This is a genomic window from Pseudomonas sp. Sample_10 (genome assembly GCF_004321495.1).
Classification (GTDB): Bacteria; Pseudomonadota; Gammaproteobacteria; order Pseudomonadales; family Pseudomonadaceae; genus Aquipseudomonas.
In genome coordinates this window covers 170,132-196,233 of sequence record NZ_RCOE01000034.1, presented here as the reverse complement: position 1 = coordinate 196,233, position 26,102 = coordinate 170,132, and the positions used below count along the sequence as shown (strand labels likewise).

General features: G+C 59.3%; 23 protein-coding genes. 10 read left to right on the top strand and 13 right to left on the bottom strand.

The annotated features are described in order from the left end of the window. Positions 1–58: 58 nt before the first annotated feature. Positions 59–1,252: an acyl-CoA dehydrogenase family protein gene (locus tag D8U18_RS03170; RefSeq protein WP_056856556.1), complete on the top strand. Its 1,194-nt coding sequence runs from the start codon at positions 59–61 to the stop codon at positions 1,250–1,252. Positions 1,253–1,265: 13 nt separating this feature from the next. Then, positions 1,266–2,408, top strand: a complete 1,143-nt coding sequence (locus tag D8U18_RS03165; protein WP_131107001.1) for an acyl-CoA dehydrogenase family protein — start codon at positions 1,266–1,268, stop codon at positions 2,406–2,408. 123 nt (positions 2,409–2,531) lie between these two features. On the opposite strand, the gene D8U18_RS03160 is transcribed toward D8U18_RS03165, so the two are convergent. Both D8U18_RS03160 and D8U18_RS03155 read right to left on the bottom strand, forming a co-directional pair. Beyond that, positions 2,532–2,966, bottom strand: a complete 435-nt coding sequence (locus D8U18_RS03160) for an MAPEG family protein (RefSeq protein ID WP_056856901.1) — start codon at positions 2,964–2,966, stop codon at positions 2,532–2,534. A gap of 82 nt (positions 2,967–3,048) precedes the next feature. Continuing rightward, complete coding sequence (locus D8U18_RS03155) at positions 3,049–4,002, bottom strand: diiron oxygenase (RefSeq protein ID WP_131107000.1); 954 nt, start codon at positions 4,000–4,002, stop codon at positions 3,049–3,051. Positions 4,003–4,202: 200 nt separating this feature from the next. Between D8U18_RS03155 and D8U18_RS03150 the strand changes: the two genes are divergently transcribed. Next, positions 4,203–5,159, top strand: coding sequence for an AraC family transcriptional regulator (locus D8U18_RS03150; RefSeq protein ID WP_131106999.1), 957 nt, complete (start codon positions 4,203–4,205; stop codon positions 5,157–5,159). 889 nt (positions 5,160–6,048) lie between these two features. Continuing rightward, a complete protein-coding gene (locus tag D8U18_RS03140) occupies positions 6,049–6,813 on the top strand; it encodes a tetratricopeptide repeat protein (RefSeq protein WP_131106997.1) in 765 nt (254 codons plus the stop codon). Between the two features lie 20 nt (positions 6,814–6,833). On the opposite strand, the gene D8U18_RS03135 is transcribed toward D8U18_RS03140, so the two are convergent. Then, positions 6,834–7,751, bottom strand: a complete 918-nt coding sequence (locus D8U18_RS03135) for a bifunctional helix-turn-helix transcriptional regulator/GNAT family N-acetyltransferase (protein WP_130905727.1) — start codon at positions 7,749–7,751, stop codon at positions 6,834–6,836. Positions 7,752–8,369: 618 nt separating this feature from the next. Here D8U18_RS03135 and D8U18_RS03125 point away from each other — a divergent pair. Further along, complete coding sequence (locus D8U18_RS03125; protein ID WP_056856549.1) at positions 8,370–8,594, top strand: hypothetical protein; 225 nt, start codon at positions 8,370–8,372, stop codon at positions 8,592–8,594. A gap of 121 nt (positions 8,595–8,715) precedes the next feature. Here the strand turns inward: D8U18_RS03125 and D8U18_RS03120 are convergent, their stop codons facing one another. From D8U18_RS03120 to D8U18_RS03090, 7 genes are all read right to left on the bottom strand, one after another. After that, a complete protein-coding gene (locus D8U18_RS03120) occupies positions 8,716–10,836 on the bottom strand; it encodes a TonB-dependent receptor (RefSeq protein ID WP_131106996.1) in 2,121 nt (706 codons plus the stop codon). 171 nt (positions 10,837–11,007) lie between these two features. Continuing rightward, complete coding sequence (phnX, locus tag D8U18_RS03115) at positions 11,008–11,835, bottom strand: phosphonoacetaldehyde hydrolase (RefSeq protein ID WP_131106995.1); 828 nt, start codon at positions 11,833–11,835, stop codon at positions 11,008–11,010. Positions 11,836–11,922: 87 nt separating this feature from the next. Then, positions 11,923–12,795 carry a LysR substrate-binding domain-containing protein gene (locus D8U18_RS03110; protein ID WP_131106994.1) on the bottom strand — a complete coding sequence of 291 codons (873 nt, stop codon included), beginning with the start codon at positions 12,793–12,795 and terminating at the stop codon, positions 11,923–11,925. 54 nt (positions 12,796–12,849) lie between these two features. Beyond that, positions 12,850–14,145 (bottom strand): MFS transporter, encoded by a 1,296-nt coding sequence (locus D8U18_RS03105; RefSeq protein ID WP_131106993.1) that lies wholly within the window; start codon positions 14,143–14,145, stop codon positions 12,850–12,852. Between the two features lie 128 nt (positions 14,146–14,273). Next, complete coding sequence (gene psrA, locus D8U18_RS03100) at positions 14,274–15,365, bottom strand: iron-containing alcohol dehydrogenase PsrA (RefSeq protein ID WP_131106992.1); 1,092 nt, start codon at positions 15,363–15,365, stop codon at positions 14,274–14,276. A gap of 151 nt (positions 15,366–15,516) precedes the next feature. After that, positions 15,517–15,795: a hypothetical protein gene (locus D8U18_RS03095; RefSeq protein WP_056856547.1), complete on the bottom strand. Its 279-nt coding sequence runs from the start codon at positions 15,793–15,795 to the stop codon at positions 15,517–15,519. An 85-nt stretch (positions 15,796–15,880) separates the two neighbouring features. Next, on the bottom strand, positions 15,881–16,312 hold the full coding sequence (locus D8U18_RS03090; RefSeq protein ID WP_056856899.1) for a hypothetical protein: 432 nt from the start codon (positions 16,310–16,312) through the stop codon (positions 15,881–15,883). A gap of 278 nt (positions 16,313–16,590) precedes the next feature. Here D8U18_RS03090 and D8U18_RS03085 point away from each other — a divergent pair, with 278 nt between their 5' ends. Beyond that, the gene (locus D8U18_RS03085) at positions 16,591–17,214 is read left to right on the top strand and encodes an NIPSNAP family protein (protein WP_130930750.1); all 624 of its coding nucleotides are present in this window, start codon (positions 16,591–16,593) and stop codon (positions 17,212–17,214) included. 27 nt (positions 17,215–17,241) lie between these two features. On the opposite strand, the gene D8U18_RS03080 is transcribed toward D8U18_RS03085, so the two are convergent. The 3 genes from D8U18_RS03080 to D8U18_RS03070 form a co-directional block, all read right to left on the bottom strand. After that, complete coding sequence (locus D8U18_RS03080) at positions 17,242–18,615, bottom strand: FAD-dependent oxidoreductase (RefSeq protein WP_241664283.1); 1,374 nt, start codon at positions 18,613–18,615, stop codon at positions 17,242–17,244. 44 nt (positions 18,616–18,659) lie between these two features. Continuing rightward, positions 18,660–19,607 (bottom strand): dihydrodipicolinate synthase family protein, encoded by a 948-nt coding sequence (locus D8U18_RS03075; protein WP_131106991.1) that lies wholly within the window; start codon positions 19,605–19,607, stop codon positions 18,660–18,662. Between the two features lie 61 nt (positions 19,608–19,668). Continuing rightward, positions 19,669–20,595, bottom strand: coding sequence for a 4-hydroxyproline epimerase (locus tag D8U18_RS03070; RefSeq protein WP_131106990.1), 927 nt, complete (start codon positions 20,593–20,595; stop codon positions 19,669–19,671). Between the two features lie 301 nt (positions 20,596–20,896). On the opposite strand from D8U18_RS03070, the gene D8U18_RS03065 reads away from it, so the two are divergent. From D8U18_RS03065 to D8U18_RS03050, 4 genes are all read left to right on the top strand, one after another. Further along, a complete protein-coding gene (locus D8U18_RS03065; protein ID WP_130905722.1) occupies positions 20,897–21,670 on the top strand; it encodes an AraC family transcriptional regulator in 774 nt (257 codons plus the stop codon). Between the two features lie 135 nt (positions 21,671–21,805). After that, positions 21,806–22,624: a polyphosphate kinase 2 gene (gene ppk2 / locus D8U18_RS03060; RefSeq protein WP_131106989.1), complete on the top strand. Its 819-nt coding sequence runs from the start codon at positions 21,806–21,808 to the stop codon at positions 22,622–22,624. Between the two features lie 48 nt (positions 22,625–22,672). Continuing rightward, positions 22,673–24,463 carry a sulfate permease gene (gene sulP, locus D8U18_RS03055; protein WP_131106988.1) on the top strand — a complete coding sequence of 597 codons (1,791 nt, stop codon included), beginning with the start codon at positions 22,673–22,675 and terminating at the stop codon, positions 24,461–24,463. A 57-nt stretch (positions 24,464–24,520) separates the two neighbouring features. Then, entirely contained in the window at positions 24,521–26,086 is a 1,566-nt protein-coding gene (locus D8U18_RS03050; RefSeq protein WP_277752455.1) for an FGGY family carbohydrate kinase, read from the top strand. Positions 26,087–26,102: the final 16 nt, after the last annotated feature.

Genomic DNA, 26,102 nt, shown 5'->3' with positions numbered 1-26,102 from the left:
GGTTTTTCTGCTGCATTCGAATAAGTGCCTGAGCATTCGGTTTTTTTGGAGTGGATGGATGGACATTGATTTCACAGCGGACGAACGCGCCTTTCGCGAGGAGGTTCGTGCCTGGTTGCGCGACCATTTGCCCAGCGAATTCGCTGCGCGCATCGCCCAGGGCAAGCGCCTGAGCAAAGAGCACCAAGTGCAGTGGATGCGCACACTCAACCGCCAGGGCTGGCTGGCCCCTGGCTGGCCGGTCGAGTTCGGTGGTACCGGCTGGACTGACGTGCAAAAGCATATTTTCGACGAAGAGTGTTTCGCCGCCGGCGCGCCGAAGGTCTCATCGTTTGGCCTGAAAATGGTGGCTCCGGTCATCATGAAGTTCGGCACGGACGAACAGAAAGCCCACTTCCTGCCGCGCATTCTCACTTGCGACGACTGGTGGTGTCAGGGTTATTCCGAGCCGGGTGCGGGCTCTGATCTGTCGTCATTGAAAACCCGCGCCGTGCGCGACGGCGATCACTATGTGGTCAACGGTCAGAAAACCTGGACCACCCTGGCGCATTTTGCCGACTGGATGTTCTGCCTGGTACGTACCGACCCCGAAGCTCGCCAGCAGCGGGGCATCTCCTTTCTGTTGATCGACATGCAGACGCCGGGCATCACTGTACGACCGATCATCACCCTCGACGGTGAGCATGAAGTCAACGAGGTGTTCTTCGATAATGTGCGGGTGCCGGTGGCCAATCTGGTTGGCGAGGAAAATCAGGGATGGACCTGCGCCAAGTATTTGCTGACCCATGAACGCACCAGCATTGGCGGAATCGCCCACAACAAGGCGCTGCTCAATCGTCTGAAACAGATTGCCAGTGAAGAGCGGCGTGATGGCCGGCCATTGATCGATGACCCGCTGTTTCGCGTACAGATCGCCGAAGTCGAGATGCAATTGATTGCCGCCGAAATCAGTAGCCTGCGGACCTTGGCGGCCGTTCGCGATGGGGGAGTTCCAGGCGCGGAGAGCTCGTTCCTGAAGATCAGGGGCACCGAAATTCGTCAGGCGATTACCTGGTTAATCAGTAAAGCCGTAGGCCCCTACGCCATGCCGTTCATCGAGGATGAACTGGGTTACGGCACCGAACCGTTGCTGTACACCGATTACAGCAGCGCGGCCACCTATCAGTATCTGGATGCGCGCAAGGCTTCGATCTATGGCGGTGCCAACGAAATCCAGAAAAACATCATCGCGAAAATGATCCTAGAACTCTAAGGCGCCCCCGATCATGGATTTCAAACTGACAGAAGAGCAGCTGATGCTGCAGGAAACCGCCGGGCGCCTGGTGCGTGATGTTTACGGCTTCGAGCAACGAGAACAGTATCGCCAGAGCACGCACGGCTTCAGCGTGCCATTCATGCAGCAGTTGGGCGATCTGGGATTATGCGCAGTGCCCTTTGCCGAAGCCTACGGCGGCTATGCCGGCAGCGGCGTGGATAACATGCTGATCATGACCGAGCTGGGGCGCGGACTGTGCCTGGAGCCTTACCTGCACTCGGTGATCTTTGCCGGTGGCCTGATCGCGCAACTGGGCAGCGAAGCGCAGAAGGCCAGATTGTTGCCACAAGTCGCCGATGCCAGCCTGCAACTGGCGGTGGCGGTCGATGAGCCGCAGGGTCATTACCAATTGCATGACGTGCAGGCTTTGGCCGAGCCGGTAGACGGTGGCTGGAAACTCAATGGCCGCAAGTCAGTGATCATCGGCGGGCAGAGCGCCGGGCTGATACTGGTTTCGGCACGCACCAGCGAGGGCGCGCGGGATGACAATGGCATCAGCCTGTTCCTGCTTGATCCGCAAGCCTGCGGCGTGCAGCGGCGCGTCTTCGATACAGTGGATGGGCGCAAGGCCTGCGATCTGTTTCTCGAAGACGTGTTCGTCGCCAGCGCCGCGCTCCTCGGCGAACCGGGCCAGGCGTTGCCAGCGCTGCGCTACCAGCAGGGCCGCGCCATCGCCGCGCAATGTGCCGAAGCTATCGGCAGCATGGAGGCTGCCTGTGCGTTGACCCTCGATTATTTGAAGACGCGCCAGCAATTCGGCCAACCGATCGGCAAGTTCCAGGCCTTGCAGCACCGCATGGTCGATATGCGCATCGAGCTGGACCAAGCCACTTCGATGACCCTGTACGCCGCCTGTGTGGCCGATCAGGCAGACAGTGACGAGCGCCGCCGGGTCTTGGCGGCGGCCAAATTCATCGTCAGCCGCGCCAGCCGTTTTGTCGCCGACCAGGGCATCCAGTTGCACGGCGGGATCGGCCTGACTTGGGAATACATGCTGTCGCACCACGCCAAGCATTTGCTGATGGTGGCGCGTCAGTTTGGCGATGACGATCACCATTTGCAGGCTTATGCGAAGCTGATGCCGGCAGCGTAAGGCAGTTTCAACTGAGAAAGACGGTGGCGGCGATAGCCGCCCCGGCGCCTTCGAACGGACCTGTGCAATCTGCACACCACCTGGCGTGATGTTGTAAGGCAGACCCCGTACGAATTCATCTCTCTATTTGAGCATTCCTGCGCCGTAACAAACGGCAATGACAATGAGTGCGAGAAAACAGATCAACTGTATGCAAAAGAAGGTAAACCGAACCGCGACGAACGTATCGGTTTGCACATGGGATACGTGAACCAGAGACTGACACACACGAGCGATCAGGACGATTATGGACAAGTAGCTCACCGCAGGACCGTCCAACCCAAGGGCTGAAATCACGAACACGATGACGCCAAAGACCGGCAGATTTTCCACACAGTTCGCATGAGCTCTGGTCCCGCGCCGATACCAATCCTCGCCTTCGAGCTGATCGCTCCGGAAAGAAGCGATCGGGACATTCGACAACAGGATTCTGACCCAGCGATAGACGCCAACGGTTGCCATCAACAATAGTAGGGTCCAGGTCGCAAATCCAAGCAGCATCCACATCGCGATCGTCATGGCTGCCATCCTCAATCAATCATGTTTCAGCACGTCATTCCACTGTCGCGCGACCGACACGCGGTCGGTCGCAACGTATTGATCAATGGCTCATGATCGGTGCCAGTGCGGTCTGAATCCTGGACATCTGTGTTGGCGTTGTCATGCGCGCAAGCAGCCGTGCAAAGTGTGGATGCTGCACACCCGAGACAATGTATTGCCAGCGGTAGGCTCGCAGCACGCAGGCTTTGATTTGCGCGGTCTGCTCGACACTGAACGATCGTGAGGCATTTCCAATGAAGTAGTCGGCATCGGCTGTCGATTGCGCCTGCAGGATGGCGTCTACCGCCGCCACCAGCCCAATCAGGTCGTTCACGGCATGGTCGCGCTCGGCCAGCGAGAGTTTTGCGTGCTCTGCCTGCCACTCCAGTTCATCGAGTACGACGTGCCGGCTCTCATCCTTCCAGTGAAATTTGAAGACGTCCTTGAACAGTGGGCACAACTCCTCACGCGGGGCGATGCTTTGCACATAGTGCGTCTGGACAAACAGCTCGATATGACAGGTCAGCGCCAGCACCGCCCAAGTGCTGGCCGCCAGTACCGCGCGCGCCACATCGTTCGGATCGGCAACTTGGCGATAGCCTGCCGGCAATTGAGTACCCATCATCGTCTCAATGCGCCGGAACAGCTCCTGATGCTTGATCTCGTCGTTGGAAAAGCGAACCAACGCTTCGAGGGCAAGCTGATCGTCAAATACATGGGCCCGACCCTGATCGAGCATCTTGGCACTGATAAAACGCTCGACCAGGCCAAAGATATACGCATAGGTCCGGCCCTGAATCTGGCTAAGCAGGCGGGCGTCGTCTGCGGCGAGAAAGGTCAGACGGTCGATATGCGAGAGGCCGTCGGGCAAGAATTTTCGCGAGAAGTCGAAGTCGCGGTCCTGCAGCAAGTCGCGATCGATCTGCCATTCCGCTTTCTTCGATGAGCGGACAAGTTGAGCATAACGGGCGGCATTGCCTGAATCCGGGCGGGGCAGGGTAGTGGCAGCGTTCATACTGATCTCCGGCTGGCGTGGTCGAGTTGGAATAGGGCCAATTACGGTTAACGCGGGAGTCAATGACCATCGGTGTAGCGTCTGTGGATCGTCTCGATCACTGAGTCCTCGTTGGTGCTAATCTAGGCCTCGCCGCTCAGGCGGCGAATGACCAGTGCGCCTGATTACTTGCTCCAAACTCCGGAAAGGAGGGCTGGCAATTGCTGGATGCGCTATCTGATGTGCTGCGTGTGATTCGGCTGTCCGGGGGGATCTTCCTCGAGGCAGAGTTCACTGCGCCCTGGTGTCTCAGCGGAAGAATCTCTGCGGACGATTGCAAACCGTTCCTGGCGGCCCCGCGACACATCATTGCATCGCATTTTGTCGCAGCGGGGCACATGCAGTTGCAGGTCGACGATGGTGCCACCCTCGACGTGCAGGCAGGCGAACTCATTCTGCTACCGCGCAATGACGTTCATACGTTTGGCAGTGATCTAAGCGTTGCCCCGATGTCGGCGCGCGAAGTCATTCAGCCGCCGCAAGTCGGTGGCATATCAAGAATCAAATGCGGCGGGGGCGGCGAGGCCACACAGTTGTTGTGCGGCTTCCTCGGCTCTGAAACACCGTTCAGTCCGTTGCTTTCGTCGTTGCCATCCTTATTGAAACTGGACGTCCGTGCGACACCTTCGGGTGCCTGGATTGAAAGTTCATTTCGTTTCGCCGTCAGTGAAATTGCGGCGGGGCGCGTCGGCTCGGCAACGGTCATCGCCAAACTCTCCGAATTACTGTTCGTCGAAGCCGTCGGCCAGTATGTCGCCAACCTCCCCGCTGAACGGCGCGGGTGGCTGGCGGGCTTGCGAGATCCACATATCGGGCGCGCGCTGGCGCTGCTCCATGCTCGTCCAACCGAGGGCTGGACGGCAGAAGCGCTGGCGATTGAAGTGGGCATGTCGCGCTCGGTATTCGCGGAGAGATTCACGGCGTTGGTCGGACAGCCACCCATGCAATACCTGACGTTCTGGCGCATGCACGTGGCGGCTCAACAACTACGCGAGGGTCGCGGCAATGTGGCGCAAATCGGCTTTGCAGTGGGCTACGAATCCGAGGCCGCGTTCAGTCGTGCATTCAAACGACAGTTCGGCACATCCCCCGGTATCTGGCGCAGGCAATCAGCATGAGAGGGGCTGGCGCCTGAGGACGCTCACATCAAGGCAGGCAGAAAATGTTTGATAGAGCCGTGCGCATTTCGTCAGGCTGGGGTTGATCCAGCGCCTAAGCCCTGCAAACAACTTTGGCGCCGATCGGATGTACGGATGCCCGCGTTGAAACTCCACACGCAAGACGTGGAATCATAGGCTTCGCATCAGCGACGATAGTACCGGTGACCGTCCTCGTAACGGTGCCGCATGGCGCGGTCCTGGTGGCGCTCCCAGTCACGACGGCGTTCAGCTTCTCGGCGGGCTTGCTCTCTGCGCCAGTTATCCCGGCGCCAGTCGTCTCTGCGCCAATCGTGTCTACGATCGTGCCAACGGCCGTCATGCCAGTATCGGTCGTCATGGGCAAGCAACGTTGCCGGTTGCTTGCCGGCCATACTGGCCAAGGCCGGCCAAGGGTTGTCTGCGGCCTGGACAGGTGCCTCAACGGCTGTGGCTTGCTTTGTGAAAACAGGGTCTGAGGCCTTCATCTGTGTGGCGGATGCCGAGCCCACTGCCGCGAATGTCAACAGGCCGAACAGCACCAACCGTGGGACATGGAATTTCATGAGTGAAGACAACCTCTGAGGGAAGATTGGACGTGTGGCCTATGACTGCGACGCTTGAAGACCGCGTGCTTAATCAGCGCATCTGCCTATCCACATAGACCGATATACAGAGAAAAGTTCTAGGGAACCGTTACTTAAATAGCCAGCGGTTTTCACTCGCTAGAGAAAAAAACAAGAACAGTTGCCGCGGTCGTTACAGCAGGAACTTCCGGTGTTTGGCTTGGTCAATAGCGGCCCTGTATCGGAAGCGCCGAACAGCGCTGTTTACGGCAGTACCTTCCGAGTTCAGTCGAGTAAGTCCCCTGATGCCAATCAATAACCATTTGTCAGGCCTCATCCTGGTGCTCTGTGCCTTCGCGTCGTGCGGTTCTGTCGCAGCCGAGCGACGAGCGACCGCGCAAAGCAACAGCGCCTCAACCACCCTGATCGAAACAGCCTCGCGCCAGTATGAAAATGGCCAACTGGACCAGGCTGCCGCCACGCTGGAGCGCGCCCTGCACATCCAGCCGAACAATCCCGCGACGCTGCATTACCTGGGTGTTTTGCGACTTCAACAGGGGCAGTACCAGCAGGCTGAAACCTTGGCGGCGCGCTCGAACATGCGGGTGGGTAACAACGTCCAGTTGCGCAACCGCAACTTCCAATTGATTCAGGCGGCGCAGCAGGCCCAATCATCGGGTACCCCACCAAATGCCACCGGGGACGTGGTTGCGGTACAGAAGGGGTTGGAAGAGGAAGCCCAAAGGCGCCGCGTAGCGGACATGGCGGCTGTTGAGCAGTCCGCTTCGGAAATCGGGCGTGACGCTGGCAACCTGAGTCACGCAGAGGACAATCGGGTTTCGGCTGCACCGACAGTTGGCAGAGCCGGGACCGCAGGGGCGTTCCAACAGTCTAATGTCCTCCCAGAGCCCGCGCCTGCTGAATTTGAAATTCCCCGCGGCCACATGCCACCCCCGGGCAAATGCCGAATCTGGTTCCCTGATCGCCCGCCGGGGCATCAGCCCCCACCGGGTAAATGCAAGAAGTTGCGTGATCGGGTTCCTTCAGGTGCTTACTTGGTGCGCGGTTGAGTTCCCGACTGCTCAGACCACTACAGATCCCGAGCCCAAGTCTGGCTGACCAGGTCTTTTCCGAAACTGTGTACCGGCTCCTCTTCGGCCAACTGAAAACCTGCCTTTTGATAGAGCTTTCGCGCATCGCAAAGCACGCTGGTGGTCCAGAGCATCATCTTTGTGTAACCCGCATCCCGTGCAAATCTGAGACTTTCTTCCAGCAATCGATTGCCGATTCCCATGCCTCTGGCACTCGCATCCACGTAGAGCATTCGCAGTTTGGCGGTCGTCTCGTCATGCCTGACGACAAACACCGAACCGATGACCTTGCCATCTTTTTCCGCGATCCAGCATCGCTCGCAGGATTGATCGAATTCACGAAGGTACTTGGCGACGATTTCTGCCACCAGCGCTTCGAACTCCGAGTTCCAACCGTATTCGCGAGCATATAGCTGAGCTTGTTGCTGAACGACAATTCCCATGTCACCCGCTACAGGATCGCGCAGGAGGTAGGAGGGATCTCTGTCGCCCAATAGCGTCTGTATCTGTTTCATGGCTTGGGTCAATTGATCCTGCTGTGGCTCAGGCAAGCCTTGCAGCATCAACACGACTTCCTCACGAGCGGCGTGCTCCAGCGAGGCCAGCACGGTGCGACCTGGCTCGGTAAGCTGGATCTGAGAGGCTCGGGCATCGCTTGTCGAACGCGTCTTGCCGATCAAGCCTTTTTTCTCGAATCCGCCGATGACTCGGCTGACGTAACCGGCGTCCAGGCCGAGCATCTGACACAGGTCTGAACTCTTCAGGCCGGCACTGGCGCCCAATTCGAAAAGGATACGCGCCTCGGTCAGGGAAAATTCGGCCTTGAGCAAGTGTTCTTGCAGGGCGCCGATCTGGCGGGTGTAGAACCTGTTAAAGCGGCGTACCGTTTCGGCGCGCTCAAAAATGGTGGCGGACATGGAAGCTCCATATATTTGCTTTTGGCAATTATATGGTTGACCAAGGCAACTATGTCAATCGTGTGATTAGAATTTGAATGATGCATGCCAATGATTTTCACGACACGTTTTTGAGAATGTGCGCGAGCCCTTTAAACGAACGGGAGCCGATCATGGGGTGCCGCTTCCAGGCGCAGTCGTTGAGCGGTGTATACGACCTGTTTGTACTGTAAGCGACATGTCATCGAACTCTGCCAGGCGTTTACCTGTCGACCCATCACCTGTTTCTCAACACTCGAGCGGTCTCTTCTGCACGATCGCGATCATCTCGCGACCGTCTGAGCAGACCATGGTGATCGCGATGAACTGTCTTATATGTGTCGGTACTGCGCAGCGCATTCAATGTCTTGGCCCCTGGGAAGAGCGGGACTGTCCAGAGTGTGGTCGCTATCGCGTGTCGGATGAGCTCATCATGATGCTGATGGAGCAAGGGCAAATATTCGATGTGAACAAAACCAGACGTTGGCTAAGTAGTCAGCGAGTGGCGGGGGCTGTTCCTTCAATCGAAGTCCATGAAGCACTGCTGCTGCCCTGAAGACAGCGGCATCGGTTGTACTTCTTTCATTTTGGAATCCGCCCATGCACCTCTACACACTGCAATACCTGTTCAACGGCGAATCTCGTGAGGTCGAGCTCGAACTCAAGCAACCTCAACTCTCCGTACAGGAGGCGACAATGCATCTTTTGCAGCTGCATTTCGGAGATGGCGAGAACAGCCTGCTGATGCCTTCAGCGGACGCAACTCCGAAAGAAATCCTGGCGCAGGCTGAACGGCTTGGATTGACCCGGATCAGGGTGGTTTGAGTTGAACAGCATCGATTCAACGTCAAAGGCAATCTGCCCAATAAACCCGATTAGAAGGTAGCTTAGCGGCCGTTTTCCATCGCTCCATTCACCGGCTGCCCGATTGCTCTTTGCCAAAGCCTCAAAGCAGGCTCCACGACACCCCGACATACATCGCCATGCCTTCACCAGGGGTGGATCGCGCCGCGTCGAGCCCTTTGTCGTCGTAGCCCGGGGTGACGGTCGCGGCGTAGTGCTTGTCGGTCAGGTTGCGCATGTCCAGCCATGTCTGCCAGTCGCCCTTGGGCGCGTTGTAACCCAGGGTTGCACCGAATATGGCGTAGGGATCGGCGTAGAAGCTGTTGGCGTAGTCGACCGCAACCTTGGACGCCCATTGAGTGTTGACTGCTGCGAAGAAACCTAGCGGCCAGTCGAAGCGCAGTTCGCCCTGGTAGTAATGCATCGGCAGGCCCGGCAGGCGGTTGTCGCCGAAACGCTCGTCGTCGCGGTAGTGGAAATCACTGAAGGTATAGCTTTGGCGCAGGGTCAGTTGGCCACCGCTGTCCGGCGACCACAGGCTGCTCGTCAGGCCGGCTTCCACTCCCTGGTGCACGGTAGGGCTGGCGTTGAGTTCATAGGGCGTGGTGGCATTGGCGTCCGGCAACACCGAGAGCAATTCGTTGTGCACCTGGGCGTAATACCAGGACAGGCTCCATTGCCCCAGCGAGCTGTCACCGCGGCCGCCGATTTCCAGGGTGGTTGCGGTCTGGTTTTGCAGCTCGATCGGATCGCGCTGGGCACCCGTGGCCGGGCCGGTGCCTGCCGGGAAGCGCACGTTGGAACTGTAGATCAGCGACCAGGGGTGCGGCGCTTCAACCGAGCGGCTGAGGTTGCCGAAAAGCTGCAGATCGGGCGTCAGTTGATAGCGCAGACCCACGCGCGGAGCGTAGTCCCAATCGCTCAGGCTGGTCTTGCCGCCGGCTTGCGGGTAGGTGACAGCGCTTTCCCTGCGGGTATAGATGGCAGCAAGGCCGGTGGTCAGCCACAGGTCGTCGGCGATCTCCAGATCATTGCCCAGATGCAACACGGTGTCCGAACCCTGATAGGTGAAATCGCGAATGTGCGTGCCCGGCGCATAGCCAGCGGTGTTGCCGGTGGGAATGCGCACCTGTTCGCTGGCGCCGGCATTGGGCAGGTGCTTGGTCACGCGCAAGCCCAGCGTGCTTTGGCTTTGCAGGCCCCAAAGCGTATCGCGACGCTTATAGTCGAACGTGCCGCTGACGTCGGTGTACGCAACCTTCAGGCGATTGGGTCCTTCACGCAAGTCCATGGGGTAGTCGTGGTAGACAAGGCCGGTCTGGATGCTCGAATCGTCGTCGATGTAGTAGGTGGTCTTGTTGCCGATAAAGGTGCTGCCGGGCTGCTCACGGCGGTCGTCGCGCGTCACATAGGCGGGGTTGGCGGCCCGTGGGTTGTGTTCGATGGAGTGCTTGGTCACTCGTCCGGCAAGGTCGTTGTCGGTCTGGCGATAGCGCAGGTAAAAGCGGGTTTCCAGGTTCGGGTTGAAGCGATAACCGAAGTTGGCAATCACGCCCTGACTGTCGCTGGCGGTGTGATCCTGATAACCATCGGCATTGGAGCCGGTCAACGACACGTAGTAATCGAAGTCACCCAAGACCTGCCCGGAGCTGACCTGTCGCTGCTGATAACCGTGGCTGCCGGTCGCGTAGCGCACTTGCAACTTCGGTGCGTCGTAACCGGTGTGGCTGACGTAATCGATGGCGCCACCCAGCGCCAGTGCACCCCTGTCGAACCCATTGGCGCCGCGCAGCACTTCCACATGATCGAGCCACAGCGGCTCCAGCAACTCATAGGGCGTGCCGCCAGGGCCCGTCAGCGGCAGACCGTCGAGCATGGCGTACAACCCTGAAGCGTGGGCACCCGGAGCCCGGTTGATCCCCGATCCGCGGATCGAAATCTTCACCCCTTCGTTGCCCGCAGACTGGGCGTAAATCCCCGGCTGGTAGGCCAGCACATCCTGGTTACTGGCCACGCGGCCTTGCAGGGGGCGGCGCATGTCGACCACATTGCTGCCACCGGGGACTTCTGCCAGACGGGCCTTGGCCTGTTCGATCTCCAGGTCTTGGCCACTTTGATCCTCAGCCCCGATCAACACTTGCCCCAGCTCCAGGCCCTGGGCCATGGCCGGACAAACGAGGGCCAGCCCCAACAGCGCAGCGGGGAAGGTTTTGGGCGAGGGCATCGAATGAACTCCAGACGTTTAGGCACGGGCAGTGAACACTGCGACGCAAGAATGAACGAAGGGAGCACATGGGGATTTTGTTTTTTTCCGTTGAGCGAGGATTGGCAGGGCGTGCGAACAGGTTGCGCCAGGTTGCGGTGCTCCGGGGAACACCGCCTACTGCCTTCGGCGTCAGGCACCTTGCGGGGTTTCGCCACGGGCCAGCCGGGCATTGATATCGTCGATGACAGCCGGCAGTTCGGCGATGGTATCGATCAGATAATGAGGGCGCGAGCCTTCGAACATCTTGGCGATGCGCGCTCGTTCTACGGCCAGTTTGTCTAAGGGCAAGGTTTTGAATTGCTCGTAGGTCAACCCCAGGGCATTACCGGAACAGGTCAGGGCCACGGTCCACATGCCGGCGCTACGGCCCTCGAGGATACCTGGCCAGGTGTCGTCGACCTTGACGCACGCCGCGACGTCACTGATGCCCAAGGCAATCACATTGGCCAGAGCCTGAGCCGGGTAAGGCCGCCCGTTGGGTACTTCGTCGGTGGCGACGACATGATCGGCCACGTAACCATTGTGTCGCGCAAGTTCGACGACTTTTGCCATGACCACCGCTGGGTAACCGGAGCAGGAACCGATTTTCAAGCCCTTGTCGCGCAGGGCGGCGATGGCGTCAAGGGCACCGGGGATCAGGGCCGAGTGCAGGGCGATTTTCTCGATTTGCAGCGGCATGAACCGCTCATACAGTGCGGTGACATCATCATCGGTGGGCAAGCGATCAAACACCGCGCGGTAGCGTTCGGCGATCTGCGGTTGATTGCATAGCGTGCGAATGTGATCCCACTTGCCCATGCCCATCGGACCCCGTGCTTCCTCCAGCGAAACGGCAACGCCGAATTCGGCAAACGCTTCGACGAAAATCTGCGTGGGGGCGAAGGACCCGAAATCGACGACCGTACCCGCCCAGTCCAGGATCACGGCTTGCAGGTGCGAAGGTTGTTGATAGTTCATGGTGAATTCTCCATTTTTTGTTGTGGGCCGGCCGTCCCTCTTGTGATCAAGAAGTAAGCCAGTGAGGTGGATCAGAGTGAGTCGCAATCAGGTGGTCGGTAGTGGGCCGGAATCGAAGAGCTCTGCGATCATCGGCCGGTTTCTGCGAATGCCCAGGCAACACAGGTGGTAGTCGATGGAAAACGGGTGATTGACGAATGTAATCGGTTTGGTACCCGGTGTTTCGGCATACTCGACCGCCGAAACGAAACCGATGCCGATACCTTTGGCGATGGCATGGACAATGGCTTCACGGCTGTTCAACTGCATGACACAGTTCACGGCAACACCCAGTTGTTTGCAGCTTTCTTCCACCAATTGGCGGGTGCGTGAGCTTTTTTCGCGCATGACCCATTTTTCATCGCTGATCTGCTCGACGTGCACTTCCTTTTGCCGAGCCCACGGGTGGTCGTCACGCACCACGGCAATGATCGGATAACGTCGGTACAGCTGGGTATCGAAGCGTTGGTCAAACTCGGAGAGTGCCAGGATGGCCACGTCGATATCGAAGTTGAACAGGCGATCCAGGGTTTCTTTCTCAGGCGAAAACGAAGTTTCCAGTTCGATGTCCGGATGCCGTTGCATCAGTTCGTAAGTCAGGTTCATTGCTATCGGTGGCGATACCGCACCCAGGCGCAGCATGCCGAGTTTGCGTTGCTTGAAACTTTGCAGCAGTTGCACGGCTTCATCCTCCTGGCCGAACAGCCCCTGGGTGATTGCATAGAGCTGGTGGCCCGCTGAACTCATCTCGATGAAGCGGCCCCGGCGATAGAACAGCTCCACCGAGAACTTCTTCTCCAGGGCGTTGACCTGCTCACTGACGGTCGGCTGCCCGACGCTCAGGTACTCGGCGGCGAGGGTGAAACTGCCGGTCTTCGCCACCGCGTGAAAGGAACGCAGCCACTTGTGGTACTGGTACATGAAATGATCCTGTTCCTGGGTCTTCGCCCGTTATTCAAGCCGCTTCGCCGGCTGTCAACGCCTGATGAACAGCGCGACCGTTGCGCTGCACAAACAGGCGGCAGTGACCACGATGAAAATCAACGAAGTGTTGCCGGTACTGTCGAGCATACTGCCGATCAGCGGTTCCGCCAGGCCGGCGAACAGATAGGACGAGAAGTTCATCACACCGGTGGCGGTGCCGGCACGCTTGGCACCCACCAGGTCAGGGCACAACGCCCAGAAGCTGGAGGCGGGGCCGTAGACGAAGAATCCGCAGAGAAACAACGCTACCAGACCGGTCGCACTGTGAGGTGCCAGGGTCCACATCCACAGGCTGGTGCCGGCGCCGAGGACCATGTAGAGCATGATCGCCAGATAGCGTTTGGAACCGAACAGTTTGTCCGAAATCCAGCCATTGCTGAGGGCGCCGATGGCCATGCCGACGGGCAGGGCAACGGTGATCCATTTTGGATCGATCATGCTGTCGCCGCTTTTCCAGTTGGCACCGAGAAAGTGCACCGGCACCCAGACGATCAGGCCATAGCGCGCAGCGTTCTGAAAGCCGAGGGACAGTGCAGCGATGATCAGGCGGAAGTTCTTCAGAACAGCCTTGTAGCGTTGCGCGGAGGTCTCGGTTTCACCGTGGGCCACCTCATGGTTTTTGTCGTCGGCATTGGCTACGCCCGTATCGGCCAGTGGCTCGAATCCCATGTCCTGCGGGCGTTCACGGGCAACCAGGTAAAAGATGATGCCGCCTGCCAGCATCAGTAACACCGGTAAACGGAAGATCCAGCGCCACTCCAGTTGCATCACTTCCAGGACAACGATCGAGGTAACGTAGGAAAGGACAGAGGCGCAACCGGCCGCAAACACGTAAAAGCCATAGACCTTGCCGCGCTCACCAGTGCTCCACCAGTTAGAGATGAGGCGACTGCCGGGTGCCCATCCGAGTGCCTGGAAGTAGCCGTTAATGCCCCATGGAAGAATCAGACCGGCGAATCCGCTGGCGAAACTGGTCACCCAGTTGGCACCGCAGGACAGCACGGCGCCGAGGGTCATGATACGTCGGCCACCGAATTTATCGGCCAGGTTGCCATTGATAGCCTGGCCGATGGCGTAGGCCCAGAGCATGGCGGCCGATGCCCAGCCGAGGGTTTCCTTGGACAGGCCGAACTCGGCCTGGATACCGGGTATGGCGAAACCGAACGTCTGCCGTCCGGTGTAGAAAAACAAATAACAGAACATGGCTGCCAGCAACATGCGCCACTGGGCGACTCGGAACGATGAAGTGTGTACGGCAAGACCTGGCATGGTTTGGGCACGATTCATGATCTTTTCCTTATTCTTGTTGGTTCCCTGCGATTCGCATCGCGGGGCGCACTCTTTTTTCAGGTGCAGCAGGAAAACGTCGCGGCCTGTTACGCCGCTGGCAGTGTTGTGTTGGGGGGAGGCTGGCCCTAGGCCGCTCGTGAACCGATGAAGTTCTTGCCGCGTGCACCCTGCATCGCAAAATCAATCATGCGCCGGGCTTCTGTGTCCGTGACGCCGTAGTCGGCGAACTCGGTTTTCACATCAAGGCTGTGCAGGAAGGCGCGTAGCCGATCCTGGGCGCTGGGTAGGTCATTGCCGAAAATGCGCTGGAGGGTGCGGTCACGTGCTTCGTCATGACCCCACGCCAGTCCAAGAACCAACGGCAATGTAAAGGAGCACGCTATGCCGTGGGGCAAACCGTGATGCAACGTCATTTCATAGGAAATGGAATGAGCCAGCGCGGTTTTGGTGTTGGAAAATGCCAACCCTGCCTTGAGCGCCGCCAACGCCATCCGGCAACGCAGCTCCTTGTTGGAGAGGTCACGACTCAGCAGCGGCAAGCACTCCAGAATGTCCAAGATGGCAGATATGGCGAAGGTGTCGGAAACCGGGTTGGCATTGATGTTCCACACCGACTCCAGTGCATGGGACAAGGCGTCCAGGCCCGTGGAGATCGTCACGCTGCCGGGAACGGTAAGCATCAATTCCGGGTCGACGATCGCCACCGTGGGCCAGGTGCATTCCATATGCAGGGAATATTTTTTATGGCTGGCGGTATCCCAGATCGTAGCCCAGGGCGTCACCTCGCTGCCGGTGCCTGCCGTGGTCGGCGCCGCGACTAGCAATTTACTGCGCGCCGGGGTAAAGGGCTTACCCGCTGCCAGTAATGCGAGCAACTCGTCGAATCGACCAGACTCGGTACCCACAATCAACGCTTTGGCCGTATCAATTGCACTGCCACCGCCGACAGCAACCACCGTGTGGCAGTCTCCAGCCTCTTGCCAAAAGCGCTCATAAGTGTCGCGAAGTTGAGCCACGTCCGGATTGGGTTGCACATTCTCGATCACATGGATCAAGCGATCACCGAGCAGGTCCTGCAGACGATCAATCAGACCCAGCGCGCGGGCTTCGGGAAAAGTGACGAGGGCGACTTTCTGGTTTTCAGTGATGGAGACAAGCTCCTGGAGGCTACCCCAGCCGAAACGCGTATCGACGGGGTTGTGAAATCGGGCAGTCATGGCGGGTCCTTTGTTTTTGTTGTTGGAAGTGGCTCCATGCTCGCGTTACGGCATCAACTGCACAAATCGATAAATCGCAGGTTCGGATCGGCTGGGCCGATAACAACAGTCGCGAAATGCCCTGTACCTGGCGTTAGACTCAAACCTGGCGTTACTGCTTCGGTTCTTTGACTTCATCTGGCGAGCCGCTGGATGTCGCGGCATCTTTTTCTGCGGCACTCGTATCCGCTCCGGAGTTGGAGCCTGACGCCTCTTCGCCTTTTTTGTCGGCCTTGTCCTCGTTGGATTGAGCCGCTTTACCCTGGTTCAGGCCCGGTAGGGCGGCAGGCGGAACAGCGGGGTCGGTAGCAGTCTCGTAGGCAGCGAAGGCGAACAGCGAACTAGTCGACATCAAGCTCGCAAGCAGAAACACAGCGGCTTTACGCTTCATGATTCGAGTCTTCCATTGAAGGGATGTACAGTTTTGGAAGGGCGGGGAGTGGGAACGTGCTGGTTAGCTGACCAGCGGTAATGGCCTACTCGTCACAGGCATCGGCGACGGCTTTCTCGGCGCGTATGAGTTCTTGCTTGATGTCCGTGGTAATGCGCTGTTTTTTCAGCTCCTGGCCCAAGAACGGTTGCTCGCCGCGGGATTTAACCTCGGCATCCTCGGCAACGATCTGCTTCTCGATGGCGGCGGAATGCTCGTCGATCACCGCGTTGACCTCCGCTTCATTGCGGGCGGTATCCAGGGCGCGAACCAGTTTGCCGGCCTCGGCTTTTTCAGCCTCGGCATAGGCTTCCACGGATAAACCGGCAGTCATGGCCCGGACTTGGGTTTCGAGGTTTTTCAGATGCTCCTGGTTTGCCTTGCACACCGCTGCCTGGCGCTGGTTCTCGACCCGCTCCCATCGGTTAAGCCCATAGGACGCAGCGCCCACAACGATGAGCGTCAGGGCGACACCCAGCATTTTGCCTTTCAAAGCTCACCCCGCATGCGCCGTGCGCAACAGTTTTTCGGGTTCATTGTGCGACTCCATTTCCGGATAAAAAAGCGTAGCAGACCCTTCATGGGATTCATTATCACTTGGTCGTGAGACGAGAGGAGTGTGGCTCACTGTTCACCATCCTGGTGATAAGGCTATTACCTAGGCCACTGCGGCAAAAGCCGTCATCGAATGGGAGGCGCGTCAATATCCTTGTTGCAGGCGCTGTCATAGGCTGGGGCAAATTGTCGGAGTGGGTTATGGTTTTTTTTGAATTGATCACTTTTACGGTGCGCGTGCGCACGGTGGCGGACGCCCTGGCGCGCATCGAACTCGGGTTGGCACAGCCTGAAGTCGGTGGAACGCTGATGGGGTGTTGGGCTTCGGAACTGGGCAAGCTGAACCAGATCGCCGTGTTGCGCGGGTTTGCGGACGAATGCCATAGGCAGGCGGAGCGCGAGCGGTTCCTGCTGGCTGGCGACGTCTTTGGAATCAGCCCGTTCATCACCGATTTGCGCATTGAAAACTACACGCTGTTTCCCTTTCTTGAGCCCCTGGTCGCAGGCCGACACGGCCCTTTCTACGAACTGCGCGTGTATGACCTGATCAGCAGCGGCCTGCAACCCACGCTGGACGGTTGGCGCAAAGCCATCGAAGCTCGAACCGCCGAACAGTATTCACCGGTTTACGCGGCGTTTTACGCCACCGACGGCTCGCTGCCGCGTTACCTGCACATCTGGCCCTGGACGACACTGGAACAACGCCTGCAAGTGCGCACCCAAGCCGTAGCCGACGGCGTCTGGCCACCGGAAAACTCCGGCCCTCAACTGCGCGACATGTGCTCGACGATTTACCTGCCGGCGAAGTTTTCGCCTTTGCAATGAGGCGGCTGTCCGATCGACGATTGATGCTCAAAAACGCTCCAGCCTGTATGCCTCCACCGTTGGTAATCCAAGGCTGTGCAAAGCACTCGTTGGCGAAACCAATTGAGCGATCATTTCAGCCGTGACCGCCGCCTGCGTCAAACCCAGGTGCTGGTGGCCGAACGCGAGCAATACCTTGCCGTCGCACGCACTGTCGATGATCGGCAGAGAGTCCGGCAGGGAAGGGCGAAATCCCATCCAGGGCGTGGCGGCGTCTGCGTTCAGGTCACGACGGAACAGGCCCTTGCTGAGACGGTGCAACTGCCATGCGCGCTGCATGCTCGGCGGGCTCTCGAGACCGGCGAACTCGACGGTGCCTGCCAGCCGCAGTCCGTCAGTCAAGGGCGTCATGATGAACTTGCGCTCCAGCGAGGTGACGGCGAACGGCAACCGTTCGTGCTCATGCGGCAGCATCAAGTGATAGCCACGCTCGGTGTCCAACGGCACCTTTTTGCCGGTCAGCGCGTGGGTGAGTTTCGCTGAATGGGCACCGCAGGCGATCAGGATTCGCCGACTGCTGACCAGGGCTTGATCGGTGACCAGCGATACTCCGCCTGCGTCCAGATGTCCGCCCTTCACCCGTCGCTTGAGGAAATGCACACCGCAGGTCTTGGCGGCGTGTACCAGTTCACAGACGACGCGATAAGGGTCGAGGAAATGCCCGGTGCGCTCAAAGAACAATCCCCCCTGAATGTGCTCGCTCAGTTGCGGCGCGGCATCGCGTACGGCATTGGCCTGCCAGCGCTCGACCGGCACCTGCTGCTGGCGCAGGCGTGCCTGTAGCGCTTCGATCGCCGGTTGCGAATCCGGGCGCTCAAATACCAGTAACGAACCATCTTCTTTGAGCAAGTCAGGCCGCACGATCGCCTGCAACAGTCGTTGCCACGCGCCAAGGCTGCTCTCGTTAAGCGCGCGGATGCCGGCCACCGTGCGCTGGAAAGGCGCCGGGCGCAGGTTCATCAACAGCCGGGCAAACCACGGCAGCGCTCGCGGCATGTACTTCCAGTCCAGGCGCAGCGGCCCCATCGGGTCCAAGAGCATGGCGGGCAAGCGTTTGACAATGGACAGTTCGGCGATGGGAAACACCTGTTCGGTCGCCAGATGCCCGGCATTGCCGAACGAGGCGCCGTGGCCGGGCTCCTGCTGATCGAGGACCACCACCCGCAATCCTTGACGCGCCAATTGCAGCGCGCATGCGACGCCGATGATCCCGGCACCGATGACGGTTATGTCGTGCCGATCGTTTGCAGTGGAGTGGATAGCATCCTGCGCCAGGTCGGTAGCTGGATTGATCGCCCGAATCGCTTCGTGGCGACCCGTCGTGGCGTGCTGGCCGTTCAGCATGTTGCCTGTGAGCGTCATGGCATTTCCTGAAAATAGCAGAGGACGGAAACAAATGCGGAGCGTCAGGCGACGTTCTGCTCGGCCGACCAGTGCTCGTACCACTGGCGGAACAAGGCGTACTGCTTCTCGGCGTAACGGCGCTGGGCATCGCTGAGCACATCGGTTTCGTTGAAGTGGAGGGCGTATTCCTTGTCGCCGTTGAGCACCATCAGGTGTTTGTAATACAGCACCAGGTCACAGCCCTCGTCGAAGGACGACAGCACTGTCATTGCCGCTTCCAGTTCCCGAGCCTGCCGGCGAGCCTTGGCGTCACCTTTGGCAGCTTGTTTGCTCAGGGCCACCAGTTGCAGCACTTCGCGCGGCAGTGCATTGCCGATGCCGGTGATGGCGCCGGTGGCGTTGCAGTTGACGAAGCCATGCACCACTTGGGTGTCGACCCCGACCATCAAGGTGACATCGTCGTCCCTGGAGGTGATGTGCTCAGCGGCGTAGCGCAGGTCGGCGGCACCGCCGAACTCCTTGAAGCCGATCAGGTTCGGGTACTCGCGACGCAGTTCGAAGAACAGGTCCGCACGGGTGGCGAAGCCGTAGTAAGGGCTGTTGTAGATCACTGCCGGCAACCCCGGGGCAGCCTTGAGAATGGCGGCAAAGTGAGCTTTTTGCGCGGTTGCCGAAGCACCACGGGACAGCACGCGAGGAATGACCATCAGGCCATGGGCGCCGACTTTGGCAGCGTGTGCCGCGTGGGACACCGCTTCACGGCTGTTGACCGCACCGGTACCGACAATGGTTGGTATGCCGGCGGCAACCAGACGTGCCACGCCTTCCTGACGCTCGGCTTCGGTCAGCAACGGCCAGTCCCCCATGGAGCCGCAGTACACGACGGCGCTCATGCCGATGTCGATCAGTTCGCGACCCTTGGCCACCAGCGCGTCAAAGTCCGGTTTGCGATCGGCGGTGCACGGGGTCATCAGTGCAGGAATGCAGCCGGTGAAGATGTTGTCGCTCATTGTGGTAACTCCTTGCAGCGTTTATTCAGGTCGGTTGAGGGTGTGGGCGCCGCCGAGGGGCTTAAATGCCCCACGCAAAGGGATCCTGTTCGTCGATCAGCAGCGTGGCGTCGGCGGTCATGTAGGCGCGGCCGGTGATGAAAGGGCGGATGCGTTCACCTTCCCATTCGAAGCTGCCGACAAACTGGCTGGCGGTGATGCTGGCCTGGACCCAGCGCTCACCGGCGGCCAGTTTGCCGTCGGCTGCCAGGCAGGCGAGTTTGGCGCTGGTGCCGGTGCCGCACGGCGAGCGGTCGTAGGCTTTGCCGGGGCACATCACGAAGTTGCGGCTGTCGGCCTGATCGTCGTCGGCAAACAATTCGACATGGTCGATGAGCGCGCCGTCTTCGCCATGAATGCCTTGCGCTTGAAGTGCCTGGAGCATCGCCCAGGTGTATTCGGTCAGGGCGTCGACGTTGTCCATTTGCAATGTCTTGCCGTGGTCGGACACCAGGAAAAACCAGTTGCCGCCCCAAGCGATATCGCCAAAGACACGTCCATGGCCCGGTACCTCGACCGGCACCTGCTGGCGATAGCGGTAAGCGGGGACATTGCGCAACGTGACGTTGCCGTCTGCATGCAGCGTGGCGCTGACCGGGCCGACCGGCGTGTCGATCTTGTGCTCGCCAGGGCCGATCAGACCCAGATGCTGCAACGAGTTGACCAAGCCGATGGTGCCGTGACCGCACATGCCGAGATAGCCGGCGTTGTTGAAGAAAATCACCCCGCAGGTGGCATCCGCCGATACCGGTTCGCAGTACAGCGCGCCGACCAGTACGTCGTTGCCTCGAGGCTCCAGCAGGCAGGCCCTGCGCCATTGGTCATGCTGGTCGCGCAGGGCATCGCGTTTCTCGACCATGGTGCGGCCTGGCAGCTGCGGAAAGCCTTTCATCACCAGACGAGTCGGTTCGCCGCCGGTGTGGGAATCGATGATGTGAACCTGTTTCATAAACCGTCCAATTTGAGAGGCACCAGGTGCCGGTTCAGAGAGAAGTCTGGATCGATGCGCCAAACGGGAGAGCGGCTGTGATGTCACTGATAACGCTGTCGTCGTGGGGCGCCGAGGGCAGCAATGGCGATAGATTGAACGTGCCGGAACGGCTGCGATTGATGGTTTGTGCAGGTCGCGATGACGAAATCAGCACAATGCCAGTTGCTGATCCCAGGCCCGGATCCCGTCTCGACACTGCCCCGGTCTTGGGGCAATCTGTTTGGCTTTCGTCGATCCGGACCGTGGGAGAGTGAGACTCATGACGCAGAACGCCTTTGCGATCCTGTGCCAGGGGAACGAGGAGCAACGTCCCGAAACCATGGAGCAATTGTTGGCAGGCGTAGCGCTTGTGCTACCGATGCTGGACGTCATTCCCAACGCCGCGATCTTCATCAAGGATGTTCAGGCCCGCTACGTCATGGCCAACCAGACGCTGGTGCAGCGTTGCGGCCTCAAGCACCTGCAACCGTTGCTGGGCAGAACCAGCGCCGAGGTCTTTCCCGCGCAATTGGGGCCTGGCTATACCGAACAGGATCGCCGGGTACTGGAGCAGGGGTTTGTCCTGGAAGACCAACTGGAGCTGCATCTGTATGGCAGCCGCGAGCCCGGTTGGTGCCTTACGCATAAACGCCCGCTGTACAACCGCAGTGGCGAAATCATGGGCCTGGTGGGCATTTCAGTCGACCTGCAATCGGCCAGCGACACCCATCCGGCGTATCAGCGCCTGGCGGCTGTGGACGAACACATCCGCCTGCATTTCCACCGTCGAGTCAGCCTTGGCGAGCTGACGCGAATCGCCGGCATTTCGGTGGCGCAACTGGAGCGCTACTGCAAACGCGTGTTCCACCTGACGCCGCGACAGATGATCCAGAAAGTCCGCCTGGAACACGCGCATCGTCTACTTCACACCGATATGCCGATCACCGAGGTCGCCTTGCAGTGCGGCTATACCGACCACAGTGCTTTCACCCGCCAGTTCAAGGCGTTGACCGGGTTTACCCCTCGTCAAATTCGGCAAACCACGGGAAATTGATAGGGGGAACGATTTTCACCTGCCTCGCCATGCCGGGCGTTTGACCTTGGACTAGACTCACGCCGTCAGATGAAGCGTCGACTCTTCAGCAACCGCTGCCAATACATCCGTCATTGGCATTTTTGAGGTTTGGTCATGGCAAAAGATAAGAAAAAAGCCTTTAAAGTTTCTGCTGAACCCGCAAAGTTGACGAACAAAGACTATCTGGAGCAGTTGCGCCACTTGCACGTCGAGTTGGTCAAGTTGCAGGAATGGGTCAAAGAGAAAGGCGTCAAGATCTGCATTGTGTTCGAAGGGCGTGACGGTGCGGGCAAGGGCGGGACGATCAAGGCCATCACCGAACGGGTCAGCCCGCGGGTCTTTCGGGTGATGGCGCTGCCTGCGCCATCCGAGCGGGAAAAAAGCCAGATGTATGTCCAGCGCTACTTGCCCCATCTGCCGGCGGCGGGCGAGGTGGTGATCTTCGATCGCAGTTGGTACAACCGTGCGGGCGTCGAGCGCGTAATGAACTTCTGTACCGAAGAACAAGTGGAGACGTTTCTCAAGTCTGTCCCTCATGTAGAGCGTGCGATCGTCGACTCCGGGGTCATCCTGCTCAAGTATTGGCTGGAAGTCAGTCCGCAGGAACAGACGCGTCGGCTCGAAGCGCGGATCAAGGACGGGCGAAAAATCTGGAAACTGACACCGATGGATCTCAAGTCATACAGCCGCTGGTATGACTACTCGCGAGCCCGTGACGCCATGTTCGAAGCGACCGACACCGATCATGCACCGTGGCTGGTGGCCGATTCCAATGACAAGCGTCGGGCGCGGCTCAACATCATCAGCGATTTACTCAGTCGCATCCCTTACAAAGACGTGCCCCGCGACAAGGTCGTATTGCCTAAACGGCAGAAGCCCGGTGGCTATCGCGAACCTGACTATCCGCTCAAACGCATCCCGGAAAAGTATTGACCGTTAACGGCAGCGAACCTGCGACTCACACAGAAGGGCCAATGTCCTATGAGCCATTCGGATGCTTCGTCGCCCGACCCGGAACCGGGTCGGATTGCACGTCGGGACGCAGGCAGCGATCAGTCTGGCTGGAGCCGCTGGTTTCCCGGGCTGCGCACATTGCGCGGCTACCATATGGCCTGGTTGCGCCACGACCTCGTCGCCGGCCTGGTGTTGACCACCATGTTGGTGCCTGTAGGTATCGCCTACGCGGTGGCATCGGGGGTGCCGGGCATTTATGGCCTGTATGCGACCATCGTTCCGCTGCTGGCGTATGCGCTGTTCGGCCCCAGCCGGATTCTGGTGCTGGGTCCCGATTCATCGCTGGCGGCTGTCATTCTCGCGGTTGTCTTGCCGTTGTCGGGGGGCGACCCGCAACGGGCCATCGCGCTGGCGGCGGCCATGGCGATCGTCTCGGGGGCTGTGTGTGTACTGGCGGGGATCGCCCGTCTGGGGTTCGTGACCGAGCTTCTGTCCAAACCGATTCGCTACGGTTACATGAACGGGATCGCCCTGACGGTCTTGATCAGCCAACTGCCCAAACTCTTCGGCTTCAAAATCGAGGCCGAGGGACCGCTGAGAAGTCTTTGGGCGATCGTGACCGCGATCATCGATGGTAAAACCAATTGGGTCACTTTTGCGGTCGGTGCTGCGACGCTGGTCGTCATCCTGCTGCTCAAGGGATACAAACGCGTGCCCGGCATCTTGATTGCCGTGGTGGCCGCGACCGTCGTCGTCGCGGTTCTGGACCTTGCGGCAAACGCCGGGGTCTCGGTCCTCGGCTCTCTCCCGCAAGGCCTGCCGGGTTTCGCCATTCCCTGGATCACCCGCGCCGATATTGTCCCGGTGCTGATCGGCGGCTGCGCCGTGGCCCTGGTTTCATTCGCCGACACCAGCGTACTGTCCCGCGTTTACGCGGCGCGGACCCGCACCTACGTGGATCCGAACCAGGAAATGGTCGGCCTGGGTGTCGCCAATCTGGCCGCCGGATTCTTCCAGGGGTTTGCGATCAGCAGCAGTTCGTCGCGCACACCCGTGGCCGAAGCCGCCGGGGCGAAAACCCAAGTGACCGGTGTTGTCGGGGCTGTGGCCGTTGCGTTGTTGCTGGTGTTTGCCCCCGACCTGCTGCGTGACTTGCCCAACAGCGCCCTGGCAGCGGTGGTCATCGCATCGGCCATCGGCCTGATCGAAGTCACTGACCTGTTGCGCATCTATCGCATGCAGCGCTGGGAGTTCTGGCTGTCGATCATCTGCACCATTGGAGTGGCAGTTTTTGGCGCGATCGAAGGCATTGGCCTGGCCATCGTGATCGCGGTCATTGAATTTCTGTGGGACGGCTGGCGGCCTTACTCCGCCGTGCTCGGACGCACCCAAGGGGTCAAGGGTTTTCACGATACCCAGCGCTATCCCGACGCGATCCTCATTCCCGGCCTGGTGCTGTTTCGCTGGGATGCATCATTGTTTTTCGCCAACGCCGAATTGTTCCACGACCGGGTCATCGACGCCCTGGCGGCCTCGCCAACGCCGGTGCGCTGGTTGGTCATCGCCGCGGAACCCATCACCAGCGTGGATGTCACCTCGGCCGACATGCTCGCCGAACTGGACGAAACCCTGCGCACCGCGGGCATCAAATTGTGCGTGGCCGAGATGAAAGACCCGGTCAAGGACAAGCTCAAGCGGTTCGGCCTCTACACCTTGCTGGGGGAGGCGGCGTTTTTTCCAACGATAGACGATGCGGTCGGCCGCTATCTGCAAAGTCATTCGCTGGATTTGACGGGTTGGGAGGTTGAGGGGCGTTGAGAAGTAGCCGATTGGTCGGGGCCCATTGAGTCAAAAAGCACTGCCCCCGGCTGACCGATGGCAGTACTCTCTCTCCATAACCATCATCGTTTTGTGCGAGTAGTCCCTTTGAAGAGTCGAGCATTGATGATTGGGGTGGATATGGGCACCTCAAGCACCCGAGTCCTTGTGCTGGACGAAAAGGGTCGCAGCCAGGGGGCTGCGAGCCGACCCGCTCCGGGCTTGAATCCGACACGCCAAGTGTTCGAGCAAGACCCTGAGCAGATGTATTTGTCGGTCCTCTTGACCATCAAGGATGTACTGAGCCGCTACGATATCAATGTATCGCAGATCGGCGGCGTTGCGATGTGCGGTCAAATGGCCGGGATATCGCCCATCGGTAAACGTTGGGAGGCAGTCGCGCCTTACGATTCCTGGCTGGATATGCGGTGTGCCAGCCAGGTTTTGCGACTCAAGGCGTACGAGCAGCAGATCATCGAGCACTCAGGAGGGCCAGCGGGTGCCAACCATGCAGCGAAATGGTTGTACTGGCACGAGCAACAGCCACAGGTCTATCGCAATATTTCCAAGATCATCATGCCGGCTGCCTACGTGGCAGGGCGCATGGCGCAGCTGCAAAGCGACGATGCGTTCATGGATTACACCTACCTGGGTTTCAACAGCTTTGCCGATAGTCGTGCTGTGCGTTGGAACACCTCACTGATCGACCAATTCAACCTTGATGTCGAGCGACTGCCCAATCTGGTATCACCGTCAGATCGCATCGGATCGGTCTCTGTCAGTGCCGCAAGCCTCTGCGGATTACTTGCCGGTACGCCGATTTTTGCCGGTTGCGCAGACGTCGCCGCCGCGTTGCTCGGCACCGGGATTTTCAAACCTGGAAAACTGTTCGACATCGCCGGCACCGGGTCGGTACTCGCCACCTTGCAGGACCACTACGCCGTCGACAGCCAACACAAAACGGTCACGACATTCAGGCATTGCCTGCCCGAACTGTTTTACTCGTTGGCGTATGTGGGCGGGGCGGGCATCAGTTTCAACAAGTTTGCCCTTGAAGAAAGTGAATGTCGGCGCTTGTCGATAAAGGCGCGTGCGCCCTTGTCCGAGCGCAACAAACTGTTGTTTCTGCCTCACGTGGGCGGGCGGCATGCGCCGTTCGATGCTTCGATGGCCGGCGCCTTTGTCGGGCTGGACTGGACGCACGACCGTACCGACCAGTATCGAGCAATGATGGAGGCGGTCGCCTATGAATATGCGCGTTTCCTGCAGTGCATGAGGGATATGAACCTCGAGTTAGACGAAGGGGGCGTATTCAGTTTGGGCGGCGGAGCCAATAGTCCGTTGTTCAATCAGATCAAAGCGGATGTGCTGGGAATGCCTTTCAGCCGGTTACCTGGCGCCGAATACGGTGTGCTGGGTGCGGCGTTGTTGGTTGGGCAGGGTGCCGGTATTTTTGCGGATCTGAAGCAGACGGTTATCGATTGGCAAAGACCGGTCGAGGCCGTGGCCCTTCCAGACGCTTCGAAGCACCCGTTCTATGCGGGCATGCGCAAAGCGTATGAGCAGATGTTGACCAGTCTCAAACCCGTTTTCGACGAGTTGCATTCGGTCCCGCTCTCTTGAGTGCGATAGCGTCGGC